This window comes from Mycolicibacterium sp. MU0053 (assembly GCF_963378095.1).
Lineage (GTDB): Bacteria > Actinomycetota > Actinomycetes > Mycobacteriales > Mycobacteriaceae > Mycobacterium > Mycobacterium burgundiense.
In genome coordinates, this window is sequence record NZ_OY726397.1 from 868057 (window position 1) to 887541 (window position 19485).

Below are 19485 nucleotides of genomic sequence, written 5' to 3' on the forward strand. Positions count from 1 at the left end.
ATGGAGGGATGGACATCACCAAGCTGCTGTCATCGGTACCGACCGGCCTGTGGATCGGCGGGGTCGAACGCGAAGCCTCTGCCCAGTTCGACGTGCTCAACCCGGCCACCGGTGAGCTGATCACCAAGGTCGCCGACGCCGCCCCGGCCGACGGCATCGCCGCCGTCGAGGCCGCGATGGCCGTGCAGGACGCGTGGGCCGCGACCGCGCCGCGCGAGCGCGGCGAGATCCTGCGTTCGGTCTTCGAGACCATCACCGCCCACGCCGACGACATCGCCGCGCTGATGACCCTCGAGATGGGCAAGGTGCTTGCGGAGAGCAAGGGCGAGGTCAAGTACGGCGCCGAGTTCTTCCGCTGGTTCGCCGAGGAGGCCGTCCGCATCGACGGCCGTTACACCGGCAGCCCCGCGGGCACCGGCCGCATCCTGGTCAGCAAGGCCCCGGTCGGGTTGTGCTACGCGATCACGCCGTGGAACTTCCCGCTGGCCATGGGAACCCGCAAGATCGGCCCGGCCGTCGCCGCCGGCTGCACCATGATCGTCAAGCCGGCTCAGGAGACCCCGCTGACCATGCTGTTGCTGGCCAAGTTGATGGACGAGGCCGGGCTGCCCAAGGGGGTGTTGTCGGTGCTGCCGACGTCGGAGCCCGGGGTCCTGACGAGCGCCCTGGTCGATGACGGTCGGTTGCGCAAGCTGACGTTCACAGGCTCCACCGGGGTGGGCAAGGCGCTGGTCAAGCAGTCGGCGGACCGGCTGCTGCGGACCTCCATGGAATTGGGCGGCAACGCCCCGTTCATCGTGTTCGACGACGCCGACATCGACGCCGCCGTCGACGGCGCGATCCTGGCCAAGATGCGCAACGGCGGCGAGGCGTGCACGGCCGCCAACCGGTTCCATGTCGCCAACGCGGTGCGAGCGGAGTTCACCGACAAGCTGATCAAGCGGATGAGCGAGTTCACCCTCGGCGACGGCCTGGACGACGCGTCGACGCTGGGCCCGCTGATCAACACCAAGCAGGTCAAGACGGTCGAGGACCTGGTGGCCGACGCGGTGGCCAAGGGCGCGACGGTCGCGGTGGGCGGCGTGGCCCCGGGCGGCCCCGGCAACTTCTACCCGGCAACCGTGCTCACCGACGTCGCCCCCGGATCCCGCATCCTCTCCGAGGAGGTGTTCGGTCCCGTCGCTCCGATCGTCGGATTCGACACCGAGGACGAGGCCATCAAGGTGGCCAACGACACCAAGTACGGCCTGGCGGCCTACATCTACACCCAATCGTTGGACCGGGCACTGCGGGTGGCCGAGGCCATCGAATCGGGGATGGTCGGCGTCAACCGGGGCGTGATCTCCGATGCGGCGGCACCGTTCGGCGGCATCAAGGAGTCCGGCTTCGGGCGCGAGGGCGGTACCGAGGGCATCGAGGAGTACCTCGACACCAAGTACATCGCGTTCACGCAGTAGTGGTCAGTGGCCGAGGCGGCCGCGGCCCATCCGCAGGAGCAGCATCGCCAGGTCTTTGCCTTCGGGGCCGAGCGCGCTGTAGCGCTCGATGACCTTCATCTCGCGGCTGTGCACCAGTCGGGTGCCGCCGGAGGCCATCCGAGCCTTGCCGATCCGCTTGGACACCTCGGTGCGGCGCTGCACAGCGGCCAGGATCTCGGCGTCCAGGCGGTCGATCTCGCCGCGCAGGTCGTCGACCTCGGCGGCTTTCGGGGTTTCGGTGCTGTCCACGCTCATCGGGTCATCCTCTGCGTTCTCGCCGTTGGTGGGTTCTGGTCTCATTCGGAGTATCCGGCCTCACACACCAGAGAAGCAGCAGCTGAGCACGAATCGAGTGTGCCACTAAGGGCCGGGCCAGCGCAAAGTGCTGTTCGGGCGGGGTGGGGCGGTGTCGGGGTGGAGCGGTAGGTTTACAGGCGATATGACTTCGTTTTCACCGTCCGCGGCCACCGACACAGATCAACTTCTCGACGGCCTCAACCCGCAGCAGCGCCAAGCCGTCCTGCACGCGGGTGCGCCCCTGTTGATCGTGGCCGGCGCGGGCTCGGGGAAGACGGCCGTGCTGACCCGGCGGATCGCCTACCTGTTGGCCGCCCGCGACGCCGGGGTCGGGCAGATCCTGGCGATCACGTTCACCAACAAAGCCGCCGCGGAGATGCGGGAGCGGGTCGAACAGTTGGTCGGGCCGCGGGCCCGCGCCATGTGGGTCTCGACGTTCCACTCCACCTGCGTGCGGATCCTGCGCAACCAGGCCTCGCTGGTGCCCGGGCTCAACTCGAACTTCTCGATCTACGACGCCGACGACTCGCGCCGCCTGCTGATGATGATCGCCAAGGACATGGGCCTCGACGTCAAGCGCTACTCGCCGCGCCTGCTGGCCAACTCGATCTCCAACCTGAAGAACGAGTTGATCGACCCCGAGCAGGCCGTCGCCGAACTCAGCGACGTGTCCGACGATCTGCACCGCACGGTCGCCGCGGTCTACGGCGAGTACCAGCGGCGCTTGCGGACGGCCAACGCGCTGGACTTCGACGACCTGATCGGCGAGACCGTCGGCATTCTGCAGGCCTTCCCGCAGATCGCGCAGTACTACCGCCGCCGGTTCCGGCACATCCTGGTCGACGAGTACCAGGACACCAACCACGCGCAGTACGCGCTGGTGCGCGAACTCGTCGGCACCGAGGCGACGCAGGACGGGATCGAGCCGGGCGAACTGTGCGTGGTCGGTGACGCGGATCAGTCCATCTATGCCTTCCGCGGCGCGACGATCCGCAACATCGAGGACTTCGAACGCGACTTCCCCAACGCCACCACGATCCTGCTCGAACAGAACTACCGATCCACGCAGAACATCCTGACCGCGGCCAACGCCGTCATCTCCCGGAACTCGGGGCGACGGGAGAAGCGGCTGTGGACCGAGGAAGGCGAGGGTGAGCTGATCGTCGGCTACGTCGCCGACAACGAGCACGACGAGGCGCGCTTCGTCGCCGAGGAGATCGACGCCCTGGCCGACAAGGGTGCGATCAGCTATAACGACGTCGCGGTTTTCTACCGCACCAACAACTCTTCGCGCGCGCTGGAAGAAGTCTTCATCCGTGCCGGGATTCCGTACAAAGTGGTTGGGGGAGTGCGCTTTTACGAGCGCAAGGAGATTCGCGACATCGTCGCCTACCTGCGGGTGCTGGACAACCCGGGCGACTCGGTGAGCATGCGACGGATTCTCAACACCCCCCGGCGCGGCATCGGTGACCGGGCCGAGGCCTGCGTCGCGGTCTATGCCGAGAACACCGGCGCGAGCTTCAACGAGGCCCTGCAGGCCGCCGCCGCGGGCAAGGTGCCGATGCTCAACAGCCGTTCGGAGAAGGCGATCGCGGCGTTCGTGGAGTTGCTCGACAGTCTGCGCGGCAAGCTCGGCGACGCACTCGGCGACCTGGTGGAGGCCGTGCTCGACCGCACCGGGTACCGGCAGACGCTGGAATCCTCGTCCGACCCGCAGGATCTGGCGCGGCTGGACAACCTGAACGAACTCGTCAGCGTGGCACACGAATTCAGCATCGACCGGGCGAACGCGGCCGCCCTCGCCGAGGACACCGGGCCCGTCGACGAGGACGTTCCCGACATCGGCATCCTCGCCGAGTTCCTCGAGCGGGTTTCGCTTGTCGCCGACACCGACGAGATCCCCGAGCACGGTTCGGGAGTGGTGACGATGATGACGCTGCACACCGCCAAGGGCCTGGAATTCCCGGTCGTGTTCGTCACCGGCTGGGAGGACGGCATGTTCCCCCACATGCGGGCCTTGGGCGACCCGGCCGAACTCTCCGAGGAACGCCGACTCGCCTACGTCGGGATCACCCGGGCCCGGCAGCGCCTTTACCTGAGCCGCGCCAAGGTGCGCTCGTCGTGGGGCCAGCCGATGCTCAACCCGGAGTCGCGCTTCCTGCGCGAGATCCCGGAGGAATTGATCGACTGGCGACGTACCGAGCAGAGCTCGGGATTCAGTGCGCCGGGCCGACTTTCGGGAAGCGGAGGCGCCTCATTCGGTGGCCCGGCGCGCCCGGCCCCGAACCGGTCGGCCGCCCGCAACCGCCCGCTGGTGGTGCTGGAACCGGGCGACCGGGTCACCCACGACAAGTACGGCCTGGGTCGGGTCGAGGAGGTCAGCGGGGCCGGCGAGTCGGCGATGTCGTTGATCGACTTCGGCAGCGCCGGACGGGTCAAGCTGATGCACAACCACGCCCCGATCAGCAAGCTGTAGGTCAGCTCGGATCGTTGGCCCAGCGCTTGGTCGCGGGCAGCAGGGCCAGGACGGCGCTGGCGATCGGTAGCGCCGGAATGGCGTACACCACCCACGGTATCTGCGCGCCCGCAATGAACACGCCGCCGAAACCCAACAGTGCGACCACCGCCCCGACGGCGATCAAGTAGCGACCCACCGCGCGGCGCATGAGCAGCAGCACAACGCCCGTCGTGGTGGCCGCGGCGAACACGAACGCCAGGAAAGCGACTGCGGCACAGAACAATCGGTCGGTGCTCCACCAGCCCGTGATGAGACTGGTCGCCAGCACCAGGGTGGCCCAACCGCTGACCATGGCGGTCACACACGCGGCCACCGCGGTGCTGGGTCGCGGCGTTTTGGGCTCGGCGTCCGGCAGCGCCGGGAAAGCGCCGGTGGGGGCGCGTCGGATGATGCCGGTTCGGGTGTCGTCGGTGTGACCGGTGGGCGCGCGCCGGATGATCCGGGTTTCGGCACCCGAGGGATGTTCTGGTGGAGCAGGAGTGGGCGGTTCGGCCACCGGCTCAGCCGGCGTAGCCGCCGACGCTGATGCCTCGCTGGGCAAGCCACGGCACAGGGTCGATGCGGTCGGTGCCGTTGGGCATGACCTCGAAGTGGCAGTGCGGCCCGGTCGAGAAGCCGCGGTTGCCGATGGTGGCGATCTGGTCGCCGGCCATGACGGCTTGGCCGACGCTGACGGTCCAGGTGTTCACGTGTCCGTAGAGCGTCACGGTGCCGTCGCGGTGACGCAGTTTCACCAGCGCGCCGTAACCGGCGGTCGGGCCGGCCTCGATGACCACGCCGTCGCTCACCGCGTAGATCGGGGTGCCGATGGGGCCGGCGATGTCGACGCCGGCGTGCAGGGCACCCCAGCGGTAACCGAAGCCCGAGGTGAAGATCCCGTTGGTCGGCTTGACGAACAGGGGGGCGGCCAGCCGGGCCTCGCGCTCGGCGCGCTCCTGCGCGTACGCGACGCCCTTGGCGAGTTCCTCCGAGTGCACGCTGCTGTGCGCCGCCGGGGTCACGCTGACGACCTGCATGCCGCGCGGGGTTTCGCCGGCGTTGGCGCTGGGTACTGTCACGTCCGAGGACAGCACGGCCGTCGCGGAGGCCTCGTCGGACGGGTTGATGGCGGTGTGGGCTGCGGCCGCGGCGGCCCCGGCGGCCATCGCGGCGATCATCACGCGGCCCTTCAGGGCGCTGGCGGCGGGCTTGCGGTGCAGGCCGCCGCCACTCACGCGGGGAATGATGTCGGTGGCGTCGGGATCGTGGATGACGTTCAGATCCATCCGGCGCATCAGCGTCAACGGCATCTCGTCGGTGTCGACGACGTCGTCGAGTTCGGGTGCGCGCAGGATTTCGGCCGCGGAGTCGAAGGCGCCGGCGTGAAAGTCGAGGTCATCGAGGCTGCCGAACTCATTGAACGGCAGGATGTCCGTTACTTCGGTCGCGTGGAGATCCACCTTGCTTTGGGGGGCGTTCATCGCGGTTCCCGCACGTGAGCGCGGTGCCGAGCGATGCGTTGCCAACCTGAAACGTCCCTTGCGTCGTGACCAAAGCGTTATCGAAGCCGAGAGAGACGTTAACCAAATTCCAATGGAGGTGGCAACCCAAGAAGGTATTCCGCCGCAGAATGTGACTTGTATCACGAATGCCGGGCGGTGACATGTACCACAAGAGCGGTGGGCGGTGCGAGTCTGTCGCAGCCGTGTCGATAAAGTTCCCCGAGGCTTTGCGCCTCAAACGTCATCGCCGTCAAGCCGGCAGCGACTGTGCCCCAGTTAGGAAGCTATGGATCTTTTCGAATACCAGGCGAAGGAACTGTTCGCCAAGCACAACGTCCCGACCACACCCGGTCGCGTCACCGATTCTGCCGACGAGGCCAAGGCGATCGCCGAGGAGATCGGCAAGCCCGTGATGGTCAAGGCGCAGGTCAAGGTCGGCGGCCGCGGTAAGGCCGGCGGCGTGAAGTTCGCTGCCACCCCCGACGACGCGCTCACGCATGCCGGCAACATCCTCGGCCTGGACATCAAGGGCCACGTCGTGAAGAAGCTCCTGGTCGCCGAGGCCAGCGACATCGCCGAGGAGTACTACATCTCCTTCCTGCTCGATCGGGCCAACCGCACCTACCTGGCGATGTGCTCGGTCGAGGGCGGCATGGAGATCGAAGAGGTTGCCGCCACCAAGCCCGAGCGGCTTGCCAAGGTTGCCGTCGACGCCGTCAAGGGTGTCGACCTCGCCACCGCGCGCTCGATCGCCGAGCAGGGGCACCTGCCCGCCGAGGTGCTCGACGCCGCTGCGGTGACGATCCAGAAGCTGTGGGAGGTCTTCGTCGCCGAGGACGCCACGCTGGTTGAGGTCAACCCGTTGGTGCGCACGCCGGACGACAAGATCCTGGCGCTCGACGGCAAGGTGACCCTCGACGCCAACGCCGACTTCCGGCAGCCCGGTCACGCCGAGTTCGAGGACAAGGACGCCGCGGACCCGCTGGAGCAGAAGGCCAAGGAGAACGACCTCAACTACGTCAAGCTCGACGGGCAGGTCGGCATCATCGGCAACGGTGCCGGGCTGGTCATGTCGACGCTGGACGTCGTGGCCTACGCCGGGGAGAACCACGGCGGGGTCAAGCCGGCCAACTTCCTGGACATCGGTGGTGGCGCCTCGGCCGAGGTGATGGCCGCCGGCCTCGACGTCATCCTGAACGACTCACAGGTCAAGAGCGTGTTCGTCAACGTCTTCGGGGGCATCACCGCGTGCGACGCGGTGGCCAACGGAATCGTCCAGGCGCTGCAGATCCTCGGCGACGAGGCCAACAAGCCGCTCGTGGTGCGGTTGGACGGCAACAACGTCGAGGAGGGTCGCCGCATCCTGTCCGAGGCCAATCACCCGCTGGTGATCCAGGCCGACACGATGGACTCGGGTGCCGACAAGGCCGCCGAGCTGGCGAGCAAGTAAGGGAGGGTTGCAATGTCTATCTTTTTGAACAAGGACTCCAAGGTCATCGTCCAGGGCATCACCGGCGGCGAGGGCACCAAGCACACCGCCCTGATGCTGAAGGCCGGCACCCAGGTGGTCGGTGGCGTCAACGCCCGCAAGGCCGGCACGACCGTGCAGCATGTGGACAAAGATGGTGCGGCAGTCGAGTTGCCGGTGTTCGGCAGCGTCGCCGAGGCCATCAAGGAGACCGGCGCCGACGTGTCGATCGCCTTCGTGCCGCCGGCCTTCTCCAAGGACGCCATCATCGAGGCCATCGACGCCGAGATTCCGCTACTGGTGGTCATCACCGAGGGAATCCCGGTGCAGGACAGCGCTTATGCGTGGGCCTATAACGTCGAGAAGGGTCAGAAGACCCGCATCATCGGCCCCAACTGCCCGGGCATCATCACGCCCGGTGAGTCGCTGGTCGGCATCACGCCGAACAACATCACCGGTAAGGGCCCCATCGGCCTGGTGTCGAAGTCCGGCACGTTGACCTACCAGATGATGTACGAGCTGCGCGATCTCGGTTTCTCCACGGCCATCGGCATCGGCGGCGACCCGGTCATCGGCACCACCCACATCGACGCGATCGAGGCGTTCGAGAAGGATCCCGAGACCAAGATCATCGTGATGATCGGCGAGATCGGCGGCGACGCCGAGGAGCGTGCCGCCGACTACATCAAGGCCAACGTCACCAAGCCGGTCGTCGGCTACGTGGCCGGCTTCACCGCGCCGGAGGGCAAGACCATGGGCCACGCCGGCGCCATCGTGTCGGGCTCCTCGGGCACCGCGGCGGCCAAGCAGGAAGCCCTCGAAGCTGCCGGGGTCAAGGTCGGCAAGACGCCGTCCGCGACCGCCGCGCTGGCCCGGGAGATCCTGGAAAGCCTGTAGTTTCCCGCCCCCTTGCGCAACCCCCTCTTGCGCAACCCCCTCTTGCGCGAGCGTGCGTGTCCCCGCGGCGACACACCGTCGTTGTCGCGGGACCACGCACGCTCGCCGAGATGGGGCCGGGCTCGGATGTCAGACCCGGCCGCCCAGCTGCTGGGCCAGAAACCGCTCGACCGCGTGGTACATGTCGATTTGGTTGTCCGGGTTGAGGAATCCGTGCCCCTCGTCCTGCTTGACCAGGTACTCGACCTCCACGCCGCGGGCACGCAGGGCCTCGACCATGTTGTCCGATTCGGCTTGCACCACCCGAGAGTCGTTGGCGCCCTGCACCACCAGCAGCGGCGTGCGGATCTTCTCGACGTAGCTGATCGGTGAACGGGCCAGCATGTCGGCTTCCTGCTCCGGGTCCGACGGGTCGCCGACATACCGGTGCCAGTTGTTGGCCAGGAAGCGCCGGCCGACGTTCGGCAGGGTTCGCATGAAGTTGGCGAGATTCGACACCCCGACATAGTCGATGGCCGCGGCGAACACCTCCGGGGTGAATGTCACCCCCACCAGCGCCGCGTAGCCGCCGTAGGAACCGCCGAAGATCGCCACCCGGTCGCGGTCGGTGTAACCGCGCTCGACGGCCCAGTCCACGGCGTCGATAAGGTCGTCGTGCATCCGGCCGGCGAACTCGCCGACCGCCGCCTTCGTGAAGGCCTTGCCGTAGCCGGTCGAGCCGCGAAAGTTGACCTGCAGCACCGCGTATCCGCGGTTGGCCAGCAGCTGCACCTCCGGCTGGAAACTCCAGGCGTCGCGAGCCCACGGCCCGCCATGGACCAACAACACCGTCGGCAACCCCGCCGGGTCGATCCCGACCGGCAGTGTCAGATACCCGTGCAGTTCCAGCCCGTCGCGCGCAGGAATGGTGACCGGTGTCATCGGGGCCAGCGCATCGGGGTCCAGGCGCGGATAGGGTCGGAACAGCAGCCGGCTCGCGCCGGTGGCGTGGTTGTAGAAGTAGGTGACGGCGGGGTCGCGGTCGTGGGTGAAGCTCACCACCCAGTGCTGCCCGCTGTCGTCGGACGAGATCCCCGCCAGGTCACCGTCCGACAACTTGGACAGATTGTCCAGTACCGCAGCGAAATTCGCGTCCAGCGGGTGGATGACCTGACGTTCGCCGTAGTAGCGTGCGCCGAGCAGTTCTCCGGTGCGCGCACCGAGGATCAGCGGCGTGGGCAGGCCCAACTGGACGGACAGTTCGAGGGTGGGATGGCTGTCGATCTCGGTCTCCGCGCCCGACTCGACGTCGACGCGGACCAACCGGGTGCGGTCGCTGCCCTTGTTGGACCCGACCCAGATGCCGGTGCCGTCGGGGGTGATCTCGGTGGGGTAGACGCCCACCGGGTAGTCGACGCCCGCATAGCGCGCGATGGGCCGCAGCGTCCCGGATGCCTTGTCCCAGTGCGACAGTTCGATGTCACCGTCGGCAGTCATGGCCGAGTTGAACAGTTCGCCGTTGCGACTGCACAGCCACTCCATGATGTTGCCGGGGTTCTCCGCCAGCAGCGTGAGTTCGCCGGTGGCGATGTCGAGTTCGTAGGGGTCGAACAGTTCGGGGTTGCGCTTGTTGAGTTGGACGATCGCCTTGCCGGGCCGGCCCTTGGGCAGCGTGAGCATGGAGCGCACCCCGGGAAACGGGGTGAGGTCGACGGCGGGCGCGTCGGGGTCCTCGAGGTCGACGCGGTAGACATGCCAGTTCTCGTTGCCACCGCCGTCTTGCAGATAGAGCAGCCAGCGTGGGTCATCGGTCCAGTGGTAGACGACTACGCTACGGGTCGCGTCGGCCGTGACACAGCGCGCGGGACCCGCCAATTCACCTGCTGCACTGATGTTTTGCACCCACACGTTGAGGCGGTCGTTGCGCCACGGCGCGAGATAGGCGATGCGGTTCCCGTCCGGAGACATGGTGGCCAGGAAGCGCTCTGGTGGGCTGAAGAAGTCCTCGACCGAGATGAGTTCGGGGAGGGCCATGGTGAGTCCTTTCGGTGGATTACGCAGAGACGGGGCCGCCGAGGCGTCCGTTGGTGGCTTCCCGGATGGCGCGGTCGATGAGCGACAGCGCCTCCTGCTGGCTCACCGTCTGCTTGTCGACGATCACCGCCCGGCTGACGTCCTCGTCGACCACCCGGAACGCCGCGGTTACGGCCGCGGCGCAGAGTCGAACCGTCAGGTCGGAGTCGTCGAGCCGCAGACGATCGGCGATCACGGGGATGAACCCGCGTTCCATCTGGTCGTGCACCATCAGGTACGCGGTACGCAGGGCGGGGTCGGACGAGGACATGGCGGCGATGCGCATAGCGCTGATCTCGTCCTCGACCTCCTGGGGGGTGAGCGGATGCGCAACGGCGTCGGCGGCCAGGTGATCGGCGAGCGACAACTCCAGCGGCCAGCGCTGCAGCATCCCGATGAAGCGGTCCACCGTCCGGGCGAGCACGGGTTCCACGCAACTCTCCTTGGTGCGGAAGTAGCGCCAGATCGTGCGGGTGGAAAGGCCCGCGGCCGCGGCGATGTCGTCCCCACTGGTGCCGGCCACTCCGCGCTCCCAGAACAACGCGCAGGCATGCCGCGAGACCGCCAGGCGAGCCTGAGCCTGCTTGTCGTTCACGGGACCACCCCTCCGGTCGTGTCACTTAGTGACAGCTACGACTGTGTCACTAAGTGACAACTGCTGTCAAGGTCGAGCAGATATCGCGTCGATTTCAGCTCACTGCGGGCCATCGGTTAGCCTGACGAACTAGTTGCTTCGTGTAACCGTGAGGGTGCGCAAACCCGGTCTGATTGCGGCGTGTCGGGCCGGGGACGCGCCCGCTCGCGGGAAGTGGGGAGCGCCCGGTGGGAAAGAAGGAGTTGAACATGGTCGATCCGCGCACGCCCGTTGTTGTCGGGGTCGGTCAGTTCACCGAGCGCATCGACGACCCCGACTATCGCGGCATGTCCTCGGTGGAGCTCGCGACCGAGGCGGTGCGCACCGCGCTGGGCGACACCGGCGTCGACCCGACTGCCGTCGCGGCGGCCATCGAGGTGTTCGCCGGTCTGCGGCAGTTCGAGATCTGCACCCCGGCGCCGGCGCCGCTGGGCGCCTCGGACAACTATGTGCGGTCGGTGGCCGCACGGGTGGGCGCGAACCCGGCGCGCGCGGTGCTCGAGCCAATCGGTGGCAACGGTCCGCAGAAGTTGATGACCGAGTTTGCCGGCGAGATCGCGGCGGGCGCCATCGAGGTCGCGCTGGTCCTGGGCTCCGAAAACGGCTCCACGCTACGAACTTTCGCGAAGCGGGCCGACAAGCCCGACTTCACCGAGAGTGTCGGCGGTCAGCTGGAGGATCGCGGTTACGGCTACGAGCAGTACATGAGCGAGTACACCGTCAACCATGGTCTGACGGGCGCGCCGGTGCAGTACGGCCTGCTGGACAATGCCCGGCGCGCGCGGCTGGGTCTCGGGGTTGCCGAGTACCGCCGACAGATGGCCGAGCTGTTCGCTCCGTTCACCAAAGTCGCTGCCAAGAACCCATTTTCGGCTTCCCCGGTGGAGCGGTCGGTCGAGGAGCTGGCGACGGTCACCGCCGAGAACCGGATGATCTGCGACCCCTACCCCCGGCTGCTGGTCGCGCGGGATCAGGTCAACCAGGGCGCGGCCGCGGTGCTGATGTCGGTGGCCGCCGCGCGTCGCCTCGGCGTCCCCGAGGAGAAGTGGGTGTACCTGCGCGGGCATGCCGACCTCATCGAGCAGGACCTGCTGGTGCGCGAGTACCTCGGTACCAGCGTGTCGGCGGAAATGGCCGTCACGGAGGCCCTTCGGACCGCCGGTATCGACCTCGAGGACGTCGCGACCTTCGACCTGTACAGCTGCTTCCCGTTTCCGGTGTTCACCGTGTGCGACACCGCCGGCGTGGCGACCGACGATCCCCGCGGCCTGACGCTGACCGGGGGGCTGCCCTTCTTCGGCGGCCCGGGCAACAGTTACTCCCTGCACGGGATCGCCGAGACGGTCTGCGAGATGCGGGACAAGCCAGGGCAATTCGGACTGGTCGGCGCCAACGGTGGCGTCATGACCAAGTACTCGGCGGGTGTCTACTCCACCGAACCCGCCGACTGGGTTCCCGATCGCAGCAAGGATCTGCAGTCGCGGATCGCGGCGCTGCCGGAGGTCGCCGTCACGCGCGACGTCAACGAAACCGGGATCATCGAAACCTATTCGGTGCGCTACGACTGGCCGGTACGCACCGGCATCATCATCGGCCGCCTCGACGACGGCAGCCGGTTCATGGCGACCAGCACGGATGCCGATCTGGTGGCGCTGTTGAGCGACGGGGATCCGTTGGGGCAGCGGATCGCGGTGACGGCGAACGACGGCACGAATCAGGCGCGGCTGGCCTAAAGGTCAAGCGCCGAAAGCTTTCCGGCCAACCGCTCCACATACGCGGCCACCTCGGCCTCGGGCTTGTCCGGCAGGCCGAACAGCACCTCGGTGACGCCGAGCTGCTTCCAGTGTGCGAGCTTGTCGGGGTCGGGCTTGAAGTCCAGCGCCACGATCTGCGGGGCGCCGTCCCGGTCGGCGGCGGCCCAGGTGTCCTGCAGCAGCTGCACCGGTTCGTCGATGTTGAAGTCGCGCGGGGTGGTGATCCAGCCGTCGGCCGAGCGGGCGATCCACTTGAAGTTCTTCTCGGTGCCTGCGGCGCCCACCAGCACCGGGATATGGGACTGGATCGGCTTGGGCCAGGCCCAGGACGGCCCGAAGTTCACGAACTCGCCCTCGTAGGACGCCTCTTCCTCGGTCCACAGCGCACGCATGGCCTCGAGGTACTCGCGCAGCATCGTGCGTCGCCGCGCGGGCGGGACGTTGTGGTCGGCGAGTTCGTCGGTGTTCCAACCGAATCCGACGCCGAGGGACACCCGGCCGCCGGAGAGGTGATCGAGGGTGGCGATGGTCTTGGCCAGGCTGATGGGGTCGTGCTCGACGGGCAGCGCCACCGCGGTGGACAGTCGCACCCGGGTGGTCAGGGCGCTGGCGGTGGCCAACGACACCCAGGGATCCAGGGTGCGCATGTAGCGGTCGTCGGGCAGGGTCTCGTCGCCGGTGGTGGGGTGGGCGGCCTGCCGCTTGATCGGGATGTGGGTGTGCTCGGGCACATAGAACGTGGTGAAGCCGTGCTCATCGGCCAGTTTGGCCGCCGCCGCCGGGGTGATACCGCGATCGCTGGTGAACAGCACAAGCCCAAAGTCCATGCCCCGAATTAGAACGTGTTCTAGTCCGGATGGCAAGGACCCGTCCCACGGGTGCATTCTCGGCGATTTAAATGCGTGACGAGCCGGGCCGGAGGCGGTGTCATCGAAACCATGACCACCGAACGCATCGCCGACCACGTCAAGTTCGCCTATTGGGTTCCCAATGTCAGCGGCGGCCTGGTCACCAGCGATATCGAGCAGCGCACCGACTGGAACTACGACTACAACGTCAAGTTGGCCCAGACCGCGGAGAACAGCGGTTTCGAATACGCGCTGAGCCAGGTGCGGTACGAGGCCAGCTACGGCGCCGAGTACCAGCACGAATCCACCAGCTTCAGCCTGGCGTTGCTGCTGGCCACCCAGCGCCTCAAGGTCATCGCCGCGGTCCACCCGGGCCTATGGCAGCCGGGCGTGCTGGCCAAACTCGGGGCCACCGCCGATCAGCTGAGCAAGGGCCGCTTCGCCGTCAACGTCGTCTCGGGGTGGTTCAAGGACGAATTCACCCACCTCGGCGAGCCGTGGCTCGAGCACGACGAGCGCTACCGCCGCACCGCCGAATTCCTGCAGGTGTTGCGCAAGATCTGGACCGAGGACGACGTGGATTTTCGCGGCGACTTCTACCGCATCCACGACTTCACGCTCAAGCCCAAGCCGCTCAACACCGCCGAGCGGCCCAACCCGGAACTGTTCCAGGGCGGCAATTCCACCGCGGCGCGGCGCAACGGCGGCTACTACGCCGACTGGTACTTCTCCAACGGTAAGGACTACGACGGACTGACCGAACAGCTCGTCGAGGTCCGCGGCCACGCCCGGGACGCGGACCGCGAGGTCAAGTTCGGCCTCAACGGCTTCATCATCGCCAGGGACACCGAAAAAGAGGCGAAGGAAGTCCTGAAAGAGATCATCGCCAAGGCCAACAAGCCCGCGGTGGAAGGCTTCCGCGGCGCGGTGCAACAGGCCGGCAACTCGACGAGCGACCAGAAGGGCATGTGGGCCGACTCGTCATTCGAGGACCTGGTCCAGTACAACGACGGCTTCCGCACCGGTCTGATCGGAACGCCCGAGCAGATTGCCGAGCGCATTGCCGCCTACCGGAAACGCGGCGTCGACCTGATCCTGGGTGGCTTCCTGCACTTTCAGGAGGAGGTCGAATATTTCGGCGCGAAGGTCCTGCCCTTGGTCCGCGAAATCGAAGCCGGCGAGCAGGATTCGGTCGACGCCCCGGTGTTGATCCCGGCCTGAGCGCACAGACACGGGGGATTGGCGCGTGTTGCGGGCCGCAACGTGCGCTAGCGTGGGTGGTCGAATCGTGGTCAGGGCGCCGGCGCAATCGTGTGTGGCGACCATCGACCGCGGTCCCACGTAAGCGTCGCGGGGAGTGACGTTCAACGAAACAGGAGAGGTCATGACCTACTCACCAGGCTCACCTGGTAGCTCCGGCTACCCATCCGCGCAGCCGCCCGGCTCGTACGGCGCACCGGCACCGTTCGGCCAGGCTGCCGAGTCCGGACCGAGCAAGCTGCCGCTGTACCTCTCGGTCGCGGTTGCCGTGCTCGGTCTCATTGCGTACCTGCTGACCTTCGGCCCGATGTTCACTTTGAGTGCCGAGGTCGGTCCGTTCGTCAGCGAGGTGACCGCCGGCGGCAGCGGCCTGCCGATTCTGGCGGCGCTGGCCGCGGCGCTGCTGGCCGGCGCCGGCCTGCTGCCGAAGGCGAACAACTACCACGCCGTCGTGGCGGTGCTGGCCACCCTCGGCGCGCTGCTGGCGCTGTCGGACCTGCTGGGCAAGCCGGACGGCTTCTCGGTCGGCTGGGCCTTCTGGGTCTTCCTGGCCGCCACCGTCCTGCAGTCCGTCGCGGCGATCGTCGCGCTGCTGTTCGATTCCGGCCTCATCACCCCACCGGCGCCGCGGCCCCGCTACGACCAGGGCCAGTACGGCCAGTACGGCCCGCCCGGGGGCTACTACGGCCAGCCCAGCCAGCCGGTCCCCGGCCCCGGCCAGCGGCCCGGCTACCCGTCGCAGTACGGCGGCTACGGTGGCCCGCAGCAACCGCAGTCGGGCGGCTACGGCGCCCCGCAGGGTGCCCAGCAGCAGGGTGGCTCGCAGCAGGGTTCGCCCACCCCGCCGACCGGATATCCCACGTTCAGCCCGCCGCCGTCCGTCGGCTCGGGCCCCGCTCAGGGGGGCGGTCCGATCTCGCCGAGCGCCCCCACTCAGCAGGCGCCCACGCAGCCGCCGTCCAACGGGCCGTCGTCCTCGTAACCAGGATTGCCCGCACCTAGCCTCGCGCTGGGTGCGGGCATCGTGGACGTGAATGCACGACAACCCCACGGCGGGCGCGCGCCAGGCACGTGATCTGGTCCGGGTCGCATTCGGCCCGGCCCTCGTCGCATTGGTCGTCATTGCGGCAGTGGTGCTGCTGCAACTGCTGATCGCCAACAGCGACATGACCGGCGCCTTCGGCGCCATCGCCAGCATGTGGCTCGGCACCCACGGGGTGCCCATTTCCATCGGCGGCCGCGAACTCGGCGTCATGCCGTTGCTGCCGTTGCTGCTCATGGTGTGGGGCACCGCGCACACCACGGCCGCGGCCACCCACGCCGGGTCGTCCTGGTTCGTCATCCGCTGGGTGGTGGCGTCCGCGCTCGGTGGCCCCCTCCTGATCGCGGCGATCGCGCTGGCCGTGATCCATGACGCGGCCTCGGTGCTCACCGAACTGCAAACCCCGAGCGCGCTGCAGGCGTTCACCTCGGTGCTGGCGGTACACGCCGTCGGCGCGCTGATCGGCGTCGGCTCGAAGGTGGGCCGACGCACGCTGGCGTCCTCGCCGGTGCCCGCGTGGCTCGGCGGCGCGGTGCGGCCGGCCCTGGCCGGCGTGCTGGCCCTGATCGGGCTGTCCGGAGCGGTCACCGCGGCCTCGCTGGTGGTGCACTGGTCGACCATGCACGACCTGTACGCGATCACCGACTCGCTGTTCGGTCAGCTGAGCCTGACCCTGCTGTCGATCCTCTACATCCCCAACGTGATCATCGGCACCTCCGCGATCGCGGTCGGATCCAGCGCCCATATCGGCTTCGCGACGTTCAGTTCGTTCACGGTGTTCGGCGGCGACATCCCGGCCGTACCGGTGTTGGCGGCCGCCCCGGCCCCGCCGCTGGGCCCGGTGTGGGTCGCGCTGTTGATCGTCGGTGCCGCCTCCGGGGTGGCGCTGGGCCAGCAGTGTGCCCGGCGCCCGCTGCCGCTGGGGCCCGCGTTGGGCAAGCTCGCGGCGGCCGCGTTGTTGGCCGCCGTGATCATGGTTGCGCTCGGGCACGTCGGCGGCGGCGCGCTGGGCAACTTCGGCCCGGTCGGGGTGGACCAGACCACGTTCGGTCCGGGCGTCTTCCTGTGGTTCTTCTGCATCGGTGCGCTCACGGTGGCGATGGCGGGCGGGCTGACCCGGCGTCCCAAACCCGCGCCGGTGACCGAACCGCTGGCCGAACTCGAGAGCCGCCGGGCCGACCCGGTGACCGAACCGCTGGACACGACCGTGGAGGAACCGTTCGAGGAGGAACTGTTCACCGACGACGTCGAGACCAACGCATTCGAACCGTTGCATCCCGACGACGAGGGCGACGACGTGATCGTCATGCCCGAGCGCGCGCCGGTGCCGGCCGCGGAGCCGACGGGAACCGAGGACCTCCAGGATCTTCCCGACGCCGAGGATCTGTGGGAAGCCGACAACGACGCACCGACCTCGCATCAGGACCGCGGACCTGCCGACTAAGCTTTCGGCCGTGCCGCAACCGTCCGCTGTCCCGCCGAACAACCCGTCCCGGCTGGTGGTGTTGGCGTCGGGCACCGGTTCGCTGCTGGAGGCGCTGCTGCAGGCGGCGACCGGCGACTATCCGGCGCGCGTGGTCGCGGTCGGGGTGGACCGCGAGTGTCGCGCCACCGAGATCGCGGCCGCCGCCGGCATCCCGACGTTCTCGGCGCGGGTGCGCGACTATCCCGACCGCGGTGCGTGGGACGCGGCGATCACCGCGGCCGTCGAGCGCCACGATCCGGATCTGGTGGTCTCCGCCGGCTTCATGAAGATTCTCGGGCCGCAGTTCCTCGCCCGGTTCGACGGCCGGGTGATCAACACCCATCCGGCGCTGCTGCCGTCATTTCCCGGCGCGCATGCCGTGCACGACGCGCTGACCTACGGCGTGCGCGTGACCGGAACCACCGTTCATCTCGTCGACAGCGGCGTGGACACCGGACCGATCCTGGCTCAGGAGACGGTCGAGGTGCTCGAGAGCGACGACGAAGAAACCTTGCACGAACGCATCAAGGTGGTCGAACGACGACTGCTGGTGGACGTGCTGGCCGCGATGGCAACCCGCGGTGTGACCTGGAGCGGACGAAAGGCAGTATTCGGATGACAGCGAGCGCAGAACGTAAACCGATCCGGCGCGCATTGATCAGCGTGTACGACAAGACCGGTCTGGAGGCGCTGGCCCGCGGGCTGCACGAGGCCGGGGTGGTAATCGTCTCGACCGGGTCGACCGCGAAAAAGATTGCGGACCAGAACATTCCGGTCACACCGGTGGAGCAGGTGACGGGCTTCCCCGAGGTGCTCGACGGGCGGGTCAAGACCCTGCATCCCAAGGTGCACGCCGGACTGCTGGCCGATCTGCGCAAGCCCGAGCATGTCGCCGCGCTCACCGAACTCGGGGTCGAGGCCTTCGAACTCGTCGTGGTCAACCTGTACCCGTTCAGCGAGACCGTCGCCTCCGGGGCCGGAGTGGACGAGTGCGTCGAGCAGATCGACATCGGCGGCCCCTCGATGGTGCGGGCCGCGGCCAAGAACCACCCCAGCGTGGCGGTGGTGGTGGACCCACTCGGCTACGACGGTGTACTGGCGGCCGTGCGCTCCGGCGGCTTCACGCTGGATGAGCGGAAGCGGTTGGCGTCGCTGGCATTTCGGCACACCGCCGAGTACGACGTGGCGGTCGCGTCCTGGATGGGTTCGACGCTGTCCCCGGAAGGTTCCGACGCGCCGGTGGCCCTCCCGCAGTGGTTCGCGGGCACCTGGCGACGTTCCGCGGTGCTGCGCTACGGCGAGAACCCGCATCAGCAGGCCGCGCTGTACAGCGACGAGGGTGCCTGGCCCGGCCTCGCGCAGGCCGAGCAGCTGCACGGAAAAGAGATGTCCTACAACAACTTCACCGACTCGGACGCGGCGTGGCGCGCGGCGTTCGACCACGAGGAAACCTGCGTGGCGATCATCAAACACGCCAACCCGTGCGGCATCGCCGTCTCCTCGGTGTCGGTGGCCGACGCCCACCGCAAGGCCCACGAGTGCGACCCGCTGAGCGCCTTCGGCGGGGTGATCGCGACCAACTCGACGGTCAGCGTCGAGATGGCCGAGACCGTGGCCGAGATCTTCACCGAGGTCATCATCGCCCCGGCCTACGCCGACGGCGCGGTGGAGATCCTGGCCCGTAAGAAGAACATTCGGATCCTGGTGGCCGCCGAGCCGCAGCCGGGCGCGACCGAGTTCCGGCAGATCAGCGGTGGACTGCTGGTGCAGACCCGCGATGAGTTCGGCGCCGACGGCGACGATCCGGCGAACTGGACCCTGGCCACCGGCGAACCCGCCGATCCCGCCACCCTGGCCGACCTGAAGTTCGCCTGGCGCACCGGGCGGGCGGTCAAGTCCAACGCGATTGTCATCGCCAAGGACGGCGCCACCGTCGGCGTGGGCATGGGGCAGGTCAACCGGGTCGATGCCGCGCGGTTGGCGGTCGAGCGGGCCGGGGCGCGCACCCAGGGCGCGGTGGCGGCCTCCGATGCCTTCTTCCCGTTCCCGGACGGGTTGGAGACGCTGATCGCGGCCGGGGTCAAGGCCGTGGTCCATCCGGGCGGTTCGATGCGCGACGACGTGGTCACCGAAGCCGCCGCCAAGGCCGGGATCACGCTGTATCTGACCGGGGCGCGGCACTTCGCGCACTAGTTTGCTTTGCGCGGCGGGCCCCGGCACACATTGCCGGGGTGGGCCGGGCCACTTCGGCGACCAGTTCGGCCACGGTCATCGGGCCATTGCGGGTCAGG

At 68.1% G+C, this 19485-nt stretch carries 16 protein-coding genes; 10 read left to right on the forward strand and 6 right to left on the reverse strand.

Going from position 1 to position 19485, the window contains the following annotated elements:
- The first annotated feature begins 8 nt into the window (after positions 1-8).
- Entirely contained in the window at positions 9-1457 is a 1449-nt protein-coding gene (locus tag RCP80_RS04030) for an NAD-dependent succinate-semialdehyde dehydrogenase (protein WP_308481118.1), read from the forward strand.
- Positions 1458-1460: 3 nt separating this feature from the next.
- On the opposite strand, the gene RCP80_RS04035 is transcribed toward RCP80_RS04030, so the two are convergent.
- Positions 1461-1778, reverse strand: a complete 318-nt coding sequence (locus RCP80_RS04035) for a chorismate mutase (protein WP_308481119.1) — start codon at positions 1776-1778, stop codon at positions 1461-1463.
- A 139-nt stretch (positions 1779-1917) separates the two neighbouring features.
- Here RCP80_RS04035 and pcrA point away from each other — a divergent pair, with 139 nt between their 5' ends.
- Complete coding sequence (pcrA, locus tag RCP80_RS04040; RefSeq protein ID WP_308481120.1) at positions 1918-4251, forward strand: DNA helicase PcrA; 2334 nt, start codon at positions 1918-1920, stop codon at positions 4249-4251.
- 1 nt (position 4252) lies between these two features.
- Here the strand turns inward: pcrA and RCP80_RS04045 are convergent, their stop codons facing one another.
- A complete protein-coding gene (locus tag RCP80_RS04045) occupies positions 4253-4789 on the reverse strand; it encodes a hypothetical protein (protein WP_308481121.1) in 537 nt (178 codons plus the stop codon).
- A gap of 4 nt (positions 4790-4793) precedes the next feature.
- A complete protein-coding gene (locus tag RCP80_RS04050; RefSeq protein ID WP_373693445.1) occupies positions 4794-5798 on the reverse strand; it encodes a M23 family metallopeptidase in 1005 nt (334 codons plus the stop codon).
- A 262-nt stretch (positions 5799-6060) separates the two neighbouring features.
- Here RCP80_RS04050 and sucC point away from each other — a divergent pair, with 262 nt between their 5' ends.
- Entirely contained in the window at positions 6061-7224 is a 1164-nt protein-coding gene (sucC, locus tag RCP80_RS04055; protein WP_308481123.1) for an ADP-forming succinate--CoA ligase subunit beta, read from the forward strand.
- Positions 7225-7236: 12 nt separating this feature from the next.
- Complete coding sequence (gene sucD, locus RCP80_RS04060) at positions 7237-8139, forward strand: succinate--CoA ligase subunit alpha (RefSeq protein ID WP_308481124.1); 903 nt, start codon at positions 7237-7239, stop codon at positions 8137-8139.
- A 129-nt stretch (positions 8140-8268) separates the two neighbouring features.
- Here the strand turns inward: sucD and RCP80_RS04065 are convergent, their stop codons facing one another.
- Positions 8269-10152 carry a S9 family peptidase gene (locus tag RCP80_RS04065; protein ID WP_308481125.1) on the reverse strand — a complete coding sequence of 628 codons (1884 nt, stop codon included), beginning with the start codon at positions 10150-10152 and terminating at the stop codon, positions 8269-8271.
- A gap of 19 nt (positions 10153-10171) precedes the next feature.
- On the reverse strand, positions 10172-10786 hold the full coding sequence (locus tag RCP80_RS04070) for a TetR/AcrR family transcriptional regulator (RefSeq protein WP_308481126.1): 615 nt from the start codon (positions 10784-10786) through the stop codon (positions 10172-10174).
- 248 nt (positions 10787-11034) lie between these two features.
- Here RCP80_RS04070 and RCP80_RS04075 point away from each other — a divergent pair, with 248 nt between their 5' ends.
- On the forward strand, positions 11035-12558 hold the full coding sequence (locus RCP80_RS04075; protein ID WP_308481127.1) for an acetyl-CoA acetyltransferase: 1524 nt from the start codon (positions 11035-11037) through the stop codon (positions 12556-12558).
- On the opposite strand, the gene RCP80_RS04080 is transcribed toward RCP80_RS04075, so the two are convergent.
- Positions 12555-13406: an LLM class F420-dependent oxidoreductase gene (locus RCP80_RS04080; RefSeq protein ID WP_308481128.1), complete on the reverse strand. Its 852-nt coding sequence runs from the start codon at positions 13404-13406 to the stop codon at positions 12555-12557. The genes RCP80_RS04075 and RCP80_RS04080 overlap by 4 nt on opposite strands.
- Positions 13407-13517: 111 nt before the next feature.
- On the opposite strand from RCP80_RS04080, the gene sfnG reads away from it, so the two are divergent.
- The 5 genes from sfnG to purH all read left to right on the forward strand — a co-directional run bounded on the left by sfnG (position 13518) and on the right by purH (position 19387).
- Positions 13518-14648, forward strand: coding sequence for a dimethylsulfone monooxygenase SfnG (gene sfnG, locus RCP80_RS04085; RefSeq protein ID WP_308481129.1), 1131 nt, complete (start codon positions 13518-13520; stop codon positions 14646-14648).
- Between the two features lie 163 nt (positions 14649-14811).
- On the forward strand, positions 14812-15669 hold the full coding sequence (locus tag RCP80_RS04090; protein WP_308481130.1) for a DUF5336 domain-containing protein: 858 nt from the start codon (positions 14812-14814) through the stop codon (positions 15667-15669).
- Positions 15670-15721: 52 nt separating this feature from the next.
- Entirely contained in the window at positions 15722-17173 is a 1452-nt protein-coding gene (locus RCP80_RS04095; protein WP_308481131.1) for a cell division protein PerM, read from the forward strand.
- A 10-nt stretch (positions 17174-17183) separates the two neighbouring features.
- Complete coding sequence (gene purN, locus RCP80_RS04100; RefSeq protein ID WP_308481132.1) at positions 17184-17813, forward strand: phosphoribosylglycinamide formyltransferase; 630 nt, start codon at positions 17184-17186, stop codon at positions 17811-17813.
- Positions 17810-19387 (forward strand): bifunctional phosphoribosylaminoimidazolecarboxamide formyltransferase/IMP cyclohydrolase, encoded by a 1578-nt coding sequence (gene purH, locus RCP80_RS04105; protein WP_308481133.1) that lies wholly within the window; start codon positions 17810-17812, stop codon positions 19385-19387. The genes purN and purH overlap by 4 nt, the downstream gene beginning before the upstream one ends.
- The last annotated feature ends 98 nt before the right edge of the window (positions 19388-19485 follow it).

What these genes read in the sequence shown, in the direction of transcription:
- RCP80_RS04075 (WP_308481127.1), top strand. Translation starts at nt 11,035, where the DNA reads ATGGTCGATCCGCGCACGCCCGTTGTTGTCGGGGTCGGTCAGTTCACC.
- pcrA (WP_308481120.1), top strand. Translation starts at nt 1,918, where the DNA reads ATGACTTCGTTTTCACCGTCCGCGGCCACCGACACAGATCAACTTCTC.
- RCP80_RS04095 (WP_308481131.1), top strand. Translation starts at nt 15,722, where the DNA reads ATGCACGACAACCCCACGGCGGGCGCGCGCCAGGCACGTGATCTGGTC.
- purH (WP_308481133.1), top strand. Translation starts at nt 17,810, where the DNA reads ATGACAGCGAGCGCAGAACGTAAACCGATCCGGCGCGCATTGATCAGC.
- sucC (WP_308481123.1), top strand. Translation starts at nt 6,061, where the DNA reads ATGGATCTTTTCGAATACCAGGCGAAGGAACTGTTCGCCAAGCACAAC.
- RCP80_RS04035 (WP_308481119.1), bottom strand. Translation starts at nt 1,778, where the DNA reads ATGAGACCAGAACCCACCAACGGCGAGAACGCAGAGGATGACCCGATG.
- RCP80_RS04090 (WP_308481130.1), top strand. Translation starts at nt 14,812, where the DNA reads ATGACCTACTCACCAGGCTCACCTGGTAGCTCCGGCTACCCATCCGCG.
- RCP80_RS04030 (WP_308481118.1), top strand. Translation starts at nt 9, where the DNA reads ATGGACATCACCAAGCTGCTGTCATCGGTACCGACCGGCCTGTGGATC.
- sfnG (WP_308481129.1), top strand. Translation starts at nt 13,518, where the DNA reads ATGACCACCGAACGCATCGCCGACCACGTCAAGTTCGCCTATTGGGTT.
- sucD (WP_308481124.1), top strand. Translation starts at nt 7,237, where the DNA reads ATGTCTATCTTTTTGAACAAGGACTCCAAGGTCATCGTCCAGGGCATC.
- RCP80_RS04080 (WP_308481128.1), bottom strand. Translation starts at nt 13,406, where the DNA reads ATGGACTTTGGGCTTGTGCTGTTCACCAGCGATCGCGGTATCACCCCG.
- RCP80_RS04065 (WP_308481125.1), bottom strand. Translation starts at nt 10,152, where the DNA reads ATGGCCCTCCCCGAACTCATCTCGGTCGAGGACTTCTTCAGCCCACCA.